Source organism: Rhodospirillales bacterium, from assembly GCA_016699855.1.
Classification (GTDB): domain Bacteria; phylum Pseudomonadota; class Alphaproteobacteria; order Reyranellales; family Reyranellaceae.
In genome coordinates, this window is record CP064988.1 from 840,941 (window position 1) to 855,066 (window position 14,126).

General features: G+C 71.1%; 12 protein-coding genes and 1 pseudogene. 6 read left to right on the forward strand and 7 right to left on the reverse strand.

The genetic code is table 11. The annotated features are described in order from the left end of the window. Window positions 1-16: 16 nt before the first annotated feature. Both ftsH and IPK81_04030 read right to left on the reverse strand, forming a co-directional pair. Window positions 17-1,837, reverse strand: a complete 1,821-nt coding sequence (ftsH, locus tag IPK81_04025; GenBank protein QQS13423.1) for an ATP-dependent zinc metalloprotease FtsH — start codon at window positions 1,835-1,837, stop codon at window positions 17-19. A gap of 119 nt (window positions 1,838-1,956) precedes the next feature. Then, complete coding sequence (locus tag IPK81_04030; protein QQS13424.1) at window positions 1,957-2,223, reverse strand: hypothetical protein; 267 nt, start codon at window positions 2,221-2,223, stop codon at window positions 1,957-1,959. Between the two features lie 221 nt (window positions 2,224-2,444). Between IPK81_04030 and IPK81_04035 the strand changes: the two genes are divergently transcribed. The 5 genes from IPK81_04035 to IPK81_04055 all read left to right on the forward strand — a co-directional run bounded on the left by IPK81_04035 (window position 2,445) and on the right by IPK81_04055 (window position 7,013). After that, window positions 2,445-3,482 (forward strand): LLM class F420-dependent oxidoreductase, encoded by a 1,038-nt coding sequence (locus IPK81_04035; protein ID QQS13425.1) that lies wholly within the window; start codon window positions 2,445-2,447, stop codon window positions 3,480-3,482. A 20-nt stretch (window positions 3,483-3,502) separates the two neighbouring features. After that, a complete protein-coding gene (locus tag IPK81_04040; protein QQS13426.1) occupies window positions 3,503-4,528 on the forward strand; it encodes an LLM class flavin-dependent oxidoreductase in 1,026 nt (341 codons plus the stop codon). 20 nt (window positions 4,529-4,548) lie between these two features. After that, window positions 4,549-5,481, forward strand: coding sequence for an LLM class flavin-dependent oxidoreductase (locus IPK81_04045; GenBank protein QQS13427.1), 933 nt, complete (start codon window positions 4,549-4,551; stop codon window positions 5,479-5,481). Window positions 5,482-5,512: 31 nt separating this feature from the next. Beyond that, window positions 5,513-6,367 carry an LLM class F420-dependent oxidoreductase gene (locus IPK81_04050; protein ID QQS13428.1) on the forward strand — a complete coding sequence of 285 codons (855 nt, stop codon included), beginning with the start codon at window positions 5,513-5,515 and terminating at the stop codon, window positions 6,365-6,367. A gap of 127 nt (window positions 6,368-6,494) precedes the next feature. Next, window positions 6,495-7,013, forward strand: a complete 519-nt coding sequence (locus IPK81_04055) for a hypothetical protein (GenBank protein QQS13429.1) — start codon at window positions 6,495-6,497, stop codon at window positions 7,011-7,013. 6 nt (window positions 7,014-7,019) lie between these two features. On the opposite strand, the gene IPK81_04060 is transcribed toward IPK81_04055, so the two are convergent. Further along, window positions 7,020-7,994 (reverse strand): LLM class F420-dependent oxidoreductase, encoded by a 975-nt coding sequence (locus IPK81_04060; GenBank protein QQS13430.1) that lies wholly within the window; start codon window positions 7,992-7,994, stop codon window positions 7,020-7,022. Window positions 7,995-8,096: 102 nt separating this feature from the next. On the opposite strand from IPK81_04060, the gene cofH reads away from it, so the two are divergent. Further along, on the forward strand, window positions 8,097-10,466 hold the full coding sequence (cofH, locus tag IPK81_04065; protein ID QQS13431.1) for a 5-amino-6-(D-ribitylamino)uracil--L-tyrosine 4-hydroxyphenyl transferase CofH: 2,370 nt from the start codon (window positions 8,097-8,099) through the stop codon (window positions 10,464-10,466). Window positions 10,467-10,476: 10 nt separating this feature from the next. Here the strand turns inward: cofH and IPK81_04070 are convergent. The 4 genes and pseudogenes from IPK81_04070 to cofE all read right to left on the reverse strand — a co-directional run bounded on the left by IPK81_04070 (window position 10,477) and on the right by cofE (window position 14,121). Continuing rightward, window positions 10,477-11,663 (reverse strand): annotated as a pseudogene (locus tag IPK81_04070) (alanine--glyoxylate aminotransferase family protein). Window positions 11,664-11,744: 81 nt separating this feature from the next. Then, window positions 11,745-12,404, reverse strand: coding sequence for a 2-phospho-L-lactate guanylyltransferase (gene cofC / locus IPK81_04075; GenBank protein QQS13432.1), 660 nt, complete (start codon window positions 12,402-12,404; stop codon window positions 11,745-11,747). Further along, entirely contained in the window at window positions 12,401-13,351 is a 951-nt protein-coding gene (locus IPK81_04080; GenBank protein ID QQS13433.1) for a 2-phospho-L-lactate transferase, read from the reverse strand. The genes cofC and IPK81_04080 overlap by 4 nt, the downstream gene beginning before the upstream one ends. Then, window positions 13,348-14,121: a coenzyme F420-0:L-glutamate ligase gene (gene cofE, locus IPK81_04085; protein ID QQS13434.1), complete on the reverse strand. Its 774-nt coding sequence runs from the start codon at window positions 14,119-14,121 to the stop codon at window positions 13,348-13,350. The genes IPK81_04080 and cofE overlap by 4 nt, the downstream gene beginning before the upstream one ends. Between the last annotated feature and the right edge of the window lie 5 nt (window positions 14,122-14,126).

A 14,126-nucleotide genomic window follows, 5' to 3' on the forward strand; every position in this document is an offset into this window, starting at 1 on the left:
CACGACCGTCCTCCGCCTACGCGCCGCCGCCGGGCGCGACCCGCCCGTGCAGCGACGCGATCTCGGCCGGGCCGAGCGTCTCGCTCCGCAGCAGATCCCGCGCCGCCTCCTCCAGCAACCCGCGGTTCGACTCCAGGATCGCGCGGGCCCGTTTCAGCGCGCCCTCGACGATGCGCAGCACCGCCGCGTCGATCGTCGCCGCCGTCTCGTCGCTGTACCACCGCGGCCCGGGCTGGGCTTCCAGCAGCGGCCCGAGGAACGGCGACGGCTCGGCGTCGTAGGCGACCGGGCCCAGCTCCGTCTCCATGCCGAACCGGGCCGCCATCGCGCGCGCGATATCGGTCGCCTTGCGGAGGTCGTCCGCCGCGCCGGTCGACACCGAGGGAAACCGCAGCGACTCCGCGGCGCGTCCGCCGAGCAGCACGGTCAGTTTGCGCTCGAGTTCCTCCCGGCTCATCAGGAAGCGGTCCTCGATCGGCCTCTGGATGGTGTGTCCGAGCGCGCCGATTCCACGCGGAATGATCGAGACCTTCTGGACCGGGTCGGACCCGGGGAGCGCCATCGCCACCAGCGCGTGCCCCATCTCGTGGACGGCGATCCGCTCGCGCTCGCCGGGGTTGAGAATCCGGTTCCTCTTCTCGAGGCCCGCGACGATCCGCTCGATCGCCTGGGTGAAATCGTCGAGCGTGACGTCGTCTCCGCCGCGCCGGGTCGCGAGCAGCGCCGCCTCGTTGACCAGGTTGGCGAGGTCGGCGCCGGTGAAACCCGGCGTGAGCGCGGCGACGTCCTCGAGGGCGACTCCAGCCGCCAGACGGACCTTCCGGGCATGGACGCGCAGCACGTCGGCGCGCCCCTTCCGGTCGGGCCGGTCGACCAGCACCTGCCGGTCGAACCGGCCGGCGCGCAGCAGGGCCGGGTCCAGCGTCTCCGGGCGGTTGGTGGCCGCAAGCAGGACGATTCCGCCTTTCGGGTCGAATCCGTCGAGCTCGGCGAGGAGCTGGTTGAGCGTCTGCTCCTTCTCGTCGTGTCCGCCGTGCGTGAACGTGCCGCGCGCCCGGCCGAGCGCATCGAGCTCGTCGATGAAGATGATGCACGGCGCGTGGCCACGGGCGCGTTCGAACAGGTCGCGCACGCGCGCCGCCCCCACCCCGACGAACATCTCGACGAACTCGGACCCGCTGATCGAGAAGAACGCGACGCCGGCCTCGGCGGCGACCGCGCGCGCCAGCAGCGTCTTCCCGGTGCCCGGCGGACCGACCAGCAGGATTCCCTTGGGGAGGCGCGCGCCGAGCCGGCTGTGCGAAACGGGGTCCTTCAGGAAGTCGACGATCTCGCGCAGCTCGGCCTTGGCCTCGTCTACGCCCGCGACGTCGGCGAACGTCACTCCCGGCGACCTCTCGAGGTAGATCCGCGCCTTGCTCTTGCCGATCGAGAGCAGGCCGCCGCCCATCCCGGCCATCCGCCGCGCGAGGTACATCCAGACGCCGAAGAACAGCGCCGTCGGCACGATCCACGACAGCACGGTCTTGAGGAGCCCGGAGTCGTGCTCCGCGGTGTACCTCACCTTGTGCTTGGCGAGGTAGTCGGCGAGATCCGGGTCGAGGCGGCTGGTGATGAACTCCCGCTTCTCGCCGCCGGCGGGCGCCGCCAGCGTGCCGCGGATGTAGGTGTCCCCGACGGCGATCTCCGCGATGCGCCCGGCCTCGAGCAATGCGCGGAACTCGCTATACGCGATGTGGTCGACGCTGCGGCTGTGCTGCCAATAGTCGCGCGCCGCGACGATCGCCATCTCGGCGAGCACGGCGTAGAGGATGTTGAAACGGCTCTCGCGCGTCATCGAAGGCTCTCAGTCCGTCGGGGCGGCGGCGGTGCCGGGTGACGGGCGCGCACAACCCTGCCCGGACCAGAGGGAGTGGAAAGTAGCGCCGCGCCCAAGGCGAGGCACGCGGCGCGGCGTCAGATGCGGAACCCCTGCGCGCGCAGAGCCGACTCCAACGTCTCCAAGGCGCCGTCGGCGCGTCCTTGCCGGCACCGCTCGATCGCCACGCTCACGGCCACCGAAGGAGTCGACGTCGCCGTCGCCGTCTTCGCGACATAGCGTTCGTAGAGCGCCGCCAGCTGGAGGCAGCGGACGACCCTCGGGTCGTCGTCGACCGCCGCCGCTCCGCCGGTCTGGACCGCGAAAGCGCAGGCTAACGCGAGAAACCATCTGGCGGCGACCATGGTCGACTCCTCATGGATGCAATTGATCAAATGTCGATCACGCCCGCCGCCGGCGCCTTGACGCACCGCAATGAGCCGCCCGACAGGCGCGCCGGCGGAAGGCATGGCTGCGTCCCGGCCGCCACGCGCGTCTGTTCATGGGCGGTGGCGCTCCGTATCCTTCGCACTGGAAACGGCGCCCCCAACTGTCCGGGCGGGCCGCCGGTGGGAGGAACGACTCGATGAAACTCGGATTGTCGCTTGGATACTCCGGCGCGCATCTCGACATCCCCGTCAAGCTCGTGCAGCGGGCCGAGGAGCTCGGCTACGATTCCGTGTGGACGGCCGAGGCCTATGGTTCCGACGCTGTCACGCCGCTGGCGTTCCTCGCCGCGCACACCAAGCGCATCAAGCTGGGCACCGGCATCATGCAGCTCGCGGCGCGCACGCCCGCCAACGCGGCCATGTCGGCGGCGACCATCGACGCGATGTGCGGCAGCGGCCGCACGATCGTCGGCATCGGCGTCTCCGGGCCGCAGATCGTCGAGGGCTGGTATGGCCAGCCCTGGGGCAGGCCGTACTACCGACTCAAGGACTACGTCGCGATCATGCGCAAGATCTTCAAGCGCGAGGGACCCGTGACGCACGCCGGGCGAGAGATCCAACTGCCCTACACCGGCGAGGGCGCGATGGGGATCGGCAAGCCGCTGAAATCGATCCTGCACATGAACCCCGACATCCCGATCTACCTCGCGACCGTCAACGAGGCGACGGTCAAGCTGACCGGCGAGGTCGCCGACGGCTGGATGCCGACCGGGATCGTGCCCGGTTCGATTGCGGAGTACCTGCCGTGGCTCGAGGAGGGCTTCCGGCGCGCCGGCAACGGCAAGAGCCTGAGGAATTTCGAGATCCAGACGTCGGTGCACGTCGAGGTGCGGGACGACGTGAAGGCGGCGTTGGCCGAGCTCAAACCGGAGGTCGCGCTCTACGTCGGCGGCATGGGCCACAAGGACAAGAACTTCCACAACGACCTGATGACGCGCCGCGGCTTCGGCGACGCCGCCAAGCGCATCCAGGAGCTCTACCTCGCGGGCCGCAAGGACGAGGCGATCGCCGCGGTGCCCGACGAATGGGTCGATCTGAAGTCGCTGGTCGGTCCGCCGGCGCGCATCCGCGAGCGCTACCGCGCGTGGGAGGATTGCGGCATCGACACGCTGAGCGTCCGCTCGCGCCAGCCCGAGGCGATCGAGGTCATGGCGCAGGCGGCGCGGTTGAACTGACCGCCCGCGGAGGTACCGCCATGCGACCGTCGCTCCGGATCGGCTGCGTCTACGATTTCCGCAACACGCCGGAATCGGGGATGGACAATCCCAGCCTCTACGCCGCGATCATCGAGCAGATCGCCACGCTCGACCGGCTAGGCCTCGATCTCGTCTGGTTCACCGAGCACCACTTCCTCGACGACGGCTACCTGCCGTCGTGGATTCCGGTCGCCGGTGCGATCGCGGCGCGCACGAGGCGCGTGAAGCTGTCGAGCGACGTCTGCCTGCTGCCGTTCAACCATCCGGTGCGGCTGGCCGAGGATCTCGCGGTGCTCGACAACCTCAGCGGCGGGCGCGTCGAACTCGGCGTCGGCATGGGCTACGCGCCGCACGAGTTCAAGGGGTTCGGCCTGCCGGTGTCGCGTCGCGTGTCGCTGACCGACGAGGGCATCGAGGTGCTGCGCCGCTGCTTCTCGGGCGAGCGGTTCAGCTTCCACGGCAAGCGCTACACCTTCGAGGACGTGGTGATCCGGCCGGGCTACGTCCAGGCCGGCGGCCCGCCGCTGTGGATCGCCGCGATGTCGGGCGCCGGCGCCGAGCGCGCCGCCAAGTTCGACAGCAATTTCCTGCCCCAGGGGGCCCGGACGGCGGTGCTCGATCCGTGGCGCGCGGCGCTACGCGGCTCCGGCCGCGACCCCGACACCTACCGCGTCGGCATCATCCGCTCGTGCCTGGTCACCGACGACCGCGAGCGCGACTGGCCGGCGGTGCGCGCCGCCGAGCGCTACCGCGGCGAGGTCTACCGCAGCTTCAACGCCGGCGAGGGTTCCGCCGGCGGCGTCGCCGGAAACACGCGCGAGGCCAGCATCCCGCAGAGCTGGGTGGTCGGCGATGTCGATCACTGCGTGCGCGAGCTGACCGCCTTCGTGCGCGAGTACGGCATCACCGACCTGGTCACCTGGGCGGTGCCGCCGGGCATGCGGCCGGACCAGATGGACGCCAGCCTCGAGCGCTTCGTGCGCGACGTGGCGCCGCGCCTGAAGGCCGCGGCGGCGGCGCCCTAGACGCGACGAGGAGTCCACGCATGCGCGTCGCCATCGGCCTGGGTTGCGCCGAGTTCCCGTTTTCCGGCGCCGCCGCGTGGTGGCGCTGGGTCGACATGTGCGAGTCGGGCGGCGTCGACTCGATCTGGCAGACCGATCGCATCGTCGGCCGTCAGCCGTTTCTCGAGTCGATGACGACGATGGCGGCGCTGGCCGGCCGCACGCGGCGGATGCGCTTCGGCATGAACGTCGTGTCGCTGGCGTTCCGCGATCCGGTGCTGCTCGCCAAGCAATGCGCCACGATCGACACGTTGTCGGAGGGGCGTCTCCTGCCGGCCTTCGGCATCGGCTCGCCGCTGGGGCCGGAGTGGAAGGCGCTGAACATCGACACGAAGACGCGCGGGCGGCGGACCGACGAGTGCCTGGAGATCATCTCGCGGCTGTGGCGCGAGGAGTCGGTGGATTTCGACGGCGTCTTCCACAAGCTGTCCGGCGTCTCGATCGCGCCGCGGCCGGTGCAGCCGGATCTGCCGATGTGGATCGGCGGCTCGACCGAGGCCGCGATCCGCCGCACCGCGCGGTACGGCACCGGATGGCAGGCCGGCGGCGACACGCCGGCCGAGGCGGGACGCGTGGTCGCGGCGATCAAGGCCGCCGCCGCCGAGGCCGGCCGCGCGATCGACGAGGACCATTACGGCGCGGGCTTCGCCTTCCACCTGGGCAGCGCGACCGATCCCGTGGTCGCCAAGGCGATGGACGCCTACGCGAAGCGCACCGGCCGCGATCCCCGCGCGGTGTTCGCGGTCGGCGACGTCGACACGGTCCTCGCGCGCGTGGCGGAGTACGTCGACGCCGGCGTGTCCAAATTCATCCTGCGGCCGCTCGGCGCCGACGACGAGGCGGTGCTGACGCAGACCCGCGAGCTCATCGAGAGGGTGCTGCCGCGCGTGGCGTCGCGCTGGCCCAGGCGCTAGGATCGCGGCCGACATGGCGAGGGGGGAACCAATGCGGATCGGCGGCGCCGTCTTTTTCACGGACTACTCGATGACGCCGGCCGAGATGGGCCGGGCCCTCGAGGAGCGCGGCTTCGATTCGCTGTGGGCGCCGGAGCATTCGCACATACCGCTGTCGCGCAAATCGCCATTCCCCAGCGGCGGGGAGGTGCCGAAGAAATACTACGACGCGATGGACCCGTTCGTGGCGTTGACAGCGGCGGCGGCGGCCACGACGAGGCTGCTGGTCGGCACGGGCGTCTGCCTGGTGGCGCAGCGCGATCCGATCCAGACGGCGAAGCTGGTGGCCTCGATCGACCACGTCTCCAACGGCCGCTTCCTGTTCGGAATCGGCAACGGCTGGAACCAGGACGAGATGGAGAACCACGGCACGGTGTTCGAGAGCCGCCACAAGCTGGCGCGCGAGCGGATCGAGGCGATGAAGGAGATCTGGACCAAATCGAAGGCCGAGTACCACGGCGAGTTCGTGAACTTCGATCCGATGATGGCGTGGCCCAAGCCGGTGCAGAAGCCGCACCCGCCGGTCCTGGTCGGCGGCGCCTTCCCCTTCTCCGCCCGCCGCGCGCTGCGCTACGGCGACGGCTGGATCCCGCACCGCGCGCGCAAGCAGTACGACGACGTCTTCGACCTGATGCCCAACTTCCGGCAGATGGCGGCCGAGGCCGACCGCGATCTCGCCAGCGTGCCGGTGACGATCTGGGGCGCCAAACCCGACGCCGACCTGCTGAGGCGCGACCGCGACGGCGGCGTCTCGCGCGTGATCATCACGTTCAAGTCGGCGAAACTGGACGAGGTGCTGCCCGAGATGGACAAGTGGGCCGCGATCATCCGCAAGCTCGATACCTAGGTCGCGTCGATCGGACCGTCGTTCGGGTCATCGTTCCTCGGGGGAGGCGGCGCCAGCGGCCGGCGGGTAGGGCGCGGCGGCAGGGTAGCCGGCTCCGGCCGCCATCGTTGCGAGCGCCCCCTATTCGATGTCCGCGGCGCCGGCCTTGTCGGAGGTAAGATGCCTGTCTGAGGCGCTGGGCTTCATCGAGATCCCCAGCGCCGACTACGACCTGTGGCGGGCGGGCAATCTGAAGCCGGACGACAAACACCGGGCCCACGGGACGTGCGTGCCGATCGCGCTGGGCGGCTGCGATTGCCCCGGCTCCAACGCTTCGGGCGACCACGGCGCCAGAAGGCGCGCCGTCTTCGTGGCGCGGCGCATCGACAGCTGCCCCGGGTCGGTCGCGGCGGCCGTCATCGGCGGCACCTGGACGGCCATGAACACGGTCTACAACATCACCCCGCCGGACATGACCTTCACCTGGACGAACCCGGGCCTGGGAGGGGAGATCGCCGCCGGCGCGATCGACGGCGCGGCGGTCAAGGCGTCGTGGAAGGGCGGCCGGTTCGGCGACGGATCGGGCACCGGCAAAGGCGTGACCGATGCCGGCCGTCGCGCGATCCGTATCGAGTGGAGCAACGGCGTCGTGTTCGCCAGGAAATAGACCGCCCTAGACCAGCGAAAGCACCTCGCTGCGCAGCTTCGCCATGTTGCCGAGCACCTCGTCGGCGGTGTTCCCGGGCACGCCGAAATCGAGGCAGCCGACGCCCGCGTCGCGCAGCGCCCGGATGTCGGCGGCGATCTCCGCCGGCTTGCCGGCGAACAGGCGGCGCTCGCCGTCGCCGGCCAGCGCCGGCACGCCTTCGCCATAGGCGGTGACGCGCAGGGTGAGGCCGACCGCGCCGGGATCGCGCCCGGCTTCCGCCGTCATCTTGCGCAGCCGCGCGACCTGGGTTTTGAAGCGCTTGAGGCTGTCGAGCGGGTTCGCGGGGTTGGTGCCGATCGGATACCAGGCGTCGCCCAGCTTGGCAGTGCGGCGTAGCGCGGGTCCGCTCTCGCCGCCGACCCAGATCGGCGGATGCGGCTTCTGCACCGGTTTGGGCGCGAACACGATCTTGTCGAACTTCACGTGCTCACCGGCGAATGTGGGATCGTCGTTGGTCCACAGCTCCTTGAACGCCGCGATGTATTCGTCGGTGACCTTGCCGCGGGCCTCGAAGTCGGGCGCCTGGATGGCCTCGAACTCCTCCTTCAGCCACCCCGCCCCGATGCCCAGCACCAGCCGGCCGCCCGACAGCACGTCGATGGTCGAGAGGATCTTGGCCGTGAGCACCGCCGGCCGATGCGGTACGACCATGACGGACGAGACCAGCCGGAGTTTCCGGGTCATGCCGGCGACGTAGGCCATCTCGGTCAGCTGCTCGTGGCGGCCGCCGCGCGATCCGCTGGGGAACTCGCCGGTCGCGCTGTAGGGGTAGGTCGCGTGGATGTCGGTCGGGATCACCACGTGGTCGCTGAACGTCGCGTAGTCGTAGCCGAGCCCCTCGCCGCCGACCACAATCCGTGTAAGGTCTTCCACCCCGTAGAGCGCGCCGGCCGTGGGCGCGTTGAAGCCGATCTGCATGGCGTGCTTCCTTCCCTGCATTGCGCCGCTCGCGACGATGCGACACCATGCGGCGGCGGCGGGAAGGCGGCAAGCGCGTCCTGCCGCGGTGTGTGGTCGAGCCCGGGTAAGGACACGGCAATCATGACGGCGAGCGGCGGTCCTGCGACGGAGCGGTATGTCGACATCCCGCTGGCCGAACTCATGGCGCGCGCGTCGGCGCTGCGCGACGGGGGCCACGGCCGGCTGATCTCCTATTCGCGCAAGGTGTTCATCCCGCTCACCAAGTTATGCCGCGACGTCTGCCACTACTGCACCTTCGCGGAGCGGCCGCACGCGTCGCGGCCGGCCTACCTCTCGCCCGACGAGGTGCTGGCCATCGCCCGCGCCGGCCAAGCGGCCGGCTGCACCGAGGCGCTGTTCACCCTGGGCGACAAGCCGGAGCTGCGCTACCACACCGCGCGCGAGGCGCTCGCCGCGCTCGGCCACGCCACCACCATCGACTACCTGACGGCGATGTGCGCGCTGGTCCTGAAGGAGACCGGTCTGCTGCCGCACGCCAATCCCGGCGTCATGACGCGCGAGGAGATCGCGGCGCTGCGCAAGGTCACGGCGAGCCAGGGCATGATGCTGGAATCGACCAGCGAGCGCTTGTGCGAACGGGGCGGCGTGCATTTCGGCTCGCCCGACAAACACCCCGCGGCGCGGCTGGAGACCATCCGGCTGGCCGGCGAGCTGAAGGTGCCGTTCACGACCGGCATCCTGATCGGCATTGGCGAGACGCGCGAGGAGCGCATCCACGCCTTGGAGGCGATCCGCGACCTGCACGCCGCGCACGGCCACATCCAGGAAGTGATCGTCCAGAATTTCCGCGCCAAACCCGACACCAAGCTGGCCGACGCCGACGAGCCCGATCTGGACGACCTGCTCTGGACCATCGCCGTGGCGCGGCTGATCCTCGGACCGGACATGAGCGTCCAGGCGCCACCGAATTTGTCGCCGGGCATCTACCAGAAACTGGTCGGCGCGGGCCTGAACGACTGGGGCGGCGTCTCTCCCGTCACCCCCGACCACGTCAATCCCGAGGCGCCGTGGCCTGCCATCGCCGACCTGGCGCGTCGCAGCGCCGAGGCCGGCAAGCTGCTGGTCAACCGGCTCACCGTCTATCCGTCGTACGTCCGCGCCGCCGATACCTGGCTGGCGCCGGAGATCGCCACGCGCGCCCGCCGCATGAGCGATTCGGAGGGCTTCGCGCGCGACGACGACTGGTCGCCCGGCAACACCGAGCCGCCGCCGACGCCCATGACGCTGGCCCGGACGGTCGACCCGGAGGTGGTCCGCATCGTCGACCGCGCGACGTCCGGCGAGCGTCTCGGATCCGGCGAGATCGTCCGGCTGTTCGCGGCGCGCGACGCCGACTACCGCCACGTCACGCAGGCCGCCGACGCGCTGCGCCGGGCCGTCAGCGGCGACGTCGTGCGCTACGTCGTCAACCGCAACATCAACTACACGAACATCTGCCACTACCGCTGCAAGTTCTGCGCGTTCTCGAAGGGACGCACGCACGAGGATCTGCGCGGCGCGCCCTACGACCTCGCGCTCGACGAGGTGCGCCGGCGGACCCTCGAGGCGTGGGAGCGCGGCGCCACCGAAGTCTGCATGCAGGGCGGCATCCACCCCGACTACACAGGCGAGACCTATCTCGACATCTGCCGGACCATCAAGGACGCGGTGCCGGACATGCACATCCACGCCTTCTCGGCGCTGGAGGTGACGCAGGGCGCGGCCACGCTGGGCCTGCCCGTCGCCGAGTTCCTGGCGCGGCTCAAGGACGCCGGGCTGGGCACGCTGCCCGGCACGGCGGCGGAGATCCTCGACGACGAGGTCCGGGCGCTGATCTGCCCCGACAAGATCGATACCGCGCAGTGGCTCGCCGTCCAGCGCGCCGCCCACCGGACCGGCCTGCGCACGACGTCGACGATCATGTACGGCCATGTCGAGACGTCGCTGTCGTGGGCCAGGCATCTGCTGGCCCTGCGCGACCTGCAGGCCGAGACCGGCGGCTTCACCGAGTTCGTGCCGCTGCCCTTCGTGCACATGGAAGCGCCGATGTACCGGCTGGGCATGGCGCGCCGCGGACCGACCTTCCGCGAGGCCGTGATCATGCACGCGGTCGCGCGGCTGGCGCTGCATCCGCTGATCCCGAACATCCAGACGTCGTGGGTGAAGATGGGTCCGGCCGGCGCGGCGATCTGCCTGCGGTCCGGCGCCAACGACCTCGGCGGCACGCTGATGAACGAGAGCATCTCGCGCGCCGCCGGCACCCAGCACGGGCAGGAGTTCCCGCCGGCCGAGATGGAAGCGCTGATCCGCTCGATCGACCGCCAGCCCCGGCAGCGCGACACGCTGTACCGCGCCGTGCCCGAGGAGCGCCGCGCCGCCTCGCTGGTGGCGCGCGAACTGGCGCCCGTGGTGCAGACGCCGCCGCGCAAGCGGGCGGCGGCGCGGACCTAGCCGGACCGCGCTACGGCGCCACCTCGGCGGCCAGCCAGTCTATCGCCGCCTGCGTGCCGCCCTTGCCGTGCGGCACGCCCAGCGCGCCCAGCGCCGTCTCGACGACGCCCAGCGTGCCCAGGATCATCGGCGCGTTGACGTGGCCCATGTGCGCGATCCGGAAGGCCTTGCCCGACAGGTCGCCGATGCCGTGGCCGAGGACGACGCCGCACTTCGTGTTGCAATAGGCCCGCAGCTTCTCCGGATCGTGGCCGGTGGTCAGCACGGTGGTGACGGTGTCGCAGCGCTCCGACGGCTCGACGATGTTGAAGCCGATGGCCTGGCCCTCGGACCACACGCCGACCGCGCGCCGCACCGACTCCGCCAGCAGGCGGTGGCGGTGGTGCACGTTGTCGAGGCCCTCCTCGAACAGCATGTCGATCGCCTGGCGCAGGCCGAACAGCAGGTGCTCGGGCGGTGTGCCTGCGTATTTCTGGTAGTGCTGGTCGCCCTCGCGCTCCGTCCAGTCCCAGTAGGGCGTCCGCAGCCCGGCCTTCTTGTGCGCCGCGCGCGCCCGGTCGTTGGCGGCGACCAGGCCGAGGCCCGGCGGCGTCATCATGCCCTTCTGCGAACCCGACATCGCGACGTCGACGCCCCAGGCGTCCATCTCGAACGGCATGCAGCCCAGCGACGCCACCGCGTCGACCATCAGCAGCGCCTCGTGGCCGGCGGCGCGGATAGCCTGGCCGATCGCGGCGATATCGTTGACGACGCCCGAGGCGGTGTCGACCTGCACCACCAGCACGGCCTTGATCGTGCCGCCCTTGTCGGCGCGCGCAGCCGCGCCTCGACCTCGGCCGGCCGCACCGCCCGGCGCATGCCGCCCTGGAGGACCTCGACCTCGACGCCCATGCGGCGGGCGGCGTCGCCCCAGCCGATCGCGAAACGGCCGCTCTCCAGCACCAGGACCTTGTCGCCTTTGGACAGGGTGTTGGTGAGGGCCGCCTCCCAGGCGCCGTGGCCGTTGGAGATGTAGATGTAGGTCCGGCCCTTGGTGTTGAACACGCGGCCGAGATCGCGCAGCAGGCCGTCGGTCAGCGCAAGCAGCGGACCGGAATAGATGTCCACCGCCGGCCGGTGCATCGCCCGCAGCACCTCGTCCGGCACCACCGTCGGCCCGGGAATCGCCAGGAACTCTCGACCCGCGCGCACAGTCATCCCACAAGTCCTCCTAGGAAGGCAGCCCCTATACCACGCGCCGACTCGGATGGAAGGGGCGCGCGCCCAAGCCGGCCGCCCCTACTCCAGTCCGAACCCCTCCAGCAGCGCCCGCGTGCGCGTGCCCCGCGACTGCGGCAGCCGCAGGAAGGTCCGGAGATCGACGGGATGGTCGATATCCATGGCGATACCGGGCTGGCGGACCACCACGGGCTCGATGCCCTGCCGGCGGGCGGCGTCGAGGTGGGGGAAATAGCTATCCTCGCCGAACCGAAGCGGCACCGAATCCGGCGGCGAGCAAACGACGGCGTTCGACCCGAGATCGTCGTGCGCCGGCGAGATGGTGAACGACGGCGCCGGCAGGTGGGCGGCCAGCACCGCGTCGATCTCCGCTCCGGTGGCCGCCGGGATGTCCCCGGGCATCGTGATCATCCCACCGCGTCCCTCGCGGGCGAGAATCCGCAGTCCCGCCGTGACGCTGCCGGTGTGGCCGTCGCGCGCGCCCTCGGTCTCGACCCGCGCGCCGATCCGTTCGGCGAGCGCACGGGCCCTCGGCTCCAGCGTCACGACCATCACGCCGGCGAGGCGGCGCGCGGCGGCGACGGCGTCGAGAACGTCCGTCAGCATCGTCTCGGCGAGCGCGCGGCGTTGATCCGGCGACAGCAAGCCCGACAGCCGGTGCTTGGCGCCGTCGAACTCCTTGACCGGGATGACGGCCCAGATGTCGCCACCGGCGCTCATCCGGGGCGGCGCGCGGCGTCTGCGGCGTCGAGCGCGACGCGCGCCAGCGTCTCGCGGTCCTCCAGCGTCGTCATCAACGTCCGGGTGGAGGCGACTGTGATGCCCAGGTCCGCGACGCCTTCGGCGTCTGTGTGGTCGACGACGTAGGCGTCGAGCAGGTCGCCGTAGCGCCGCGCGACCGCGGCCGCGCTGACCTCGAGGCCGAGTTCCGACATCATCTTCGCGGTCGGACCCTTGACCGCCGCGCCGCCGATGATCGGCGACACCGCCACCACGGGCGCGCCGCTCCCGCGGATGGTCTCGCGCATGCCCGGAAGCGCCAGGATCGGCTCGACGCTGATGAACGGGTTGGACGGGCAGACGACCACCGCGCGCACGCCGCCAGCCCGCAACGCGGCGATCGCCGCGGCTTGCGGACGCGCTTGCGCGGCGCCCTCGAACGCCAGCTCGCGCACCACCGGCCGGCATTGCTGGCGCACGAAATAATCCTGGAAGTCGATCCACCCGGCATCCGTCCGCACGCGCGTGCGCACGCGGTCGTCGGTCATCGGCACGATGGGCGCGCCGATCCCGAGCCGGCGGCGGAAATCGTCGGTGACCTCGGACAGGGTGGCGCCGGCGCGCAGCCGACGGGTGCGCTCGACATGGGTGGCGAGATCGCGGTCGCCGAGGCGAAACCAGTCCTCGCCGCCCAGCGCCGCGAGGCCCTCCATGAAGGACCAGGTCTCGTCGCGCCGTCCCCAGCCGGTGGCCGGGTTGTCGATGCCAGCCAGCGCGTAGGTCAGCGTGTCAATATCGGGCGAGACGCTGAGGCCGAGATGCTCGAAATCGTCGCCGGTGTTGGCGATCACCAGAAGCTCGTCGGGCGGCAGCACCCGGCTCAGGCCGAGCGCCAGCTTGGCGCCGCCGACGCCGCCGGACAGCGCCACCACCAACCCGCCGCTCATCGGAACATGTCCTCCGAGGCCGGCCGGACCAGCTCGGCCGCGCCGGTCGGCGCGCCACGCCACGACAATCCGCGCACGACGACGACGGGCTGGCCTTCGGCGCCCTGCCCTTGGACCAGCGACGCGGCGGCGGCGATCTCGTCGGCGTGGCCTGTGATGCTGACCTGCAGCGTGCGGCCGAACAGATCGGGATCGCCGCGCAGATCCATCAGCGCCGGCAGTCCCGCGGCGCCGAGCGCGACGCCGACGGTGCCGCGGCGCCAGGCGCGCCCGAAGCTGTCGTTGATGATCACCGCCAGCCTGGCGCCGAAGCGCCGCGACAGCGCCGCGCGCAGCGTCTCGGCGCTGCCGTCGGGATCGACCGGCAGCAGCAGCGCCATCTGCGGGCCATCGGGATTGGCGACATTGGACTGGTCGATGCCGGCGTTCGCCATGACGAAGCCGAGGCGGTGCTCGACGATCAGCACGTTCGGCCGCGCGCGCACGACCCTGACGGCCTCCGACAGGATCAGGTGCACCAGACGCGGGTCCTTCTGCGTCGTCTCCGCGAGCGCCACCGACTCGGCGGACGGCGTGACAGTGGCGAGGTCGACCATCCGGCCCTCGGCCTTCGACACGACCTTCTGCGCGACCACGAGCACGTCGCCGGTACGCGGGACGATTCCGCCGCGCGTCAATCCATCCGCGATCAGCGCCGCGAGGTCGTCGCCGGCGCGCACAAGCGGCACGCCGGGCACGGCGATGATCTCGACGCCGCCCGTCCGGTCCATGCCGC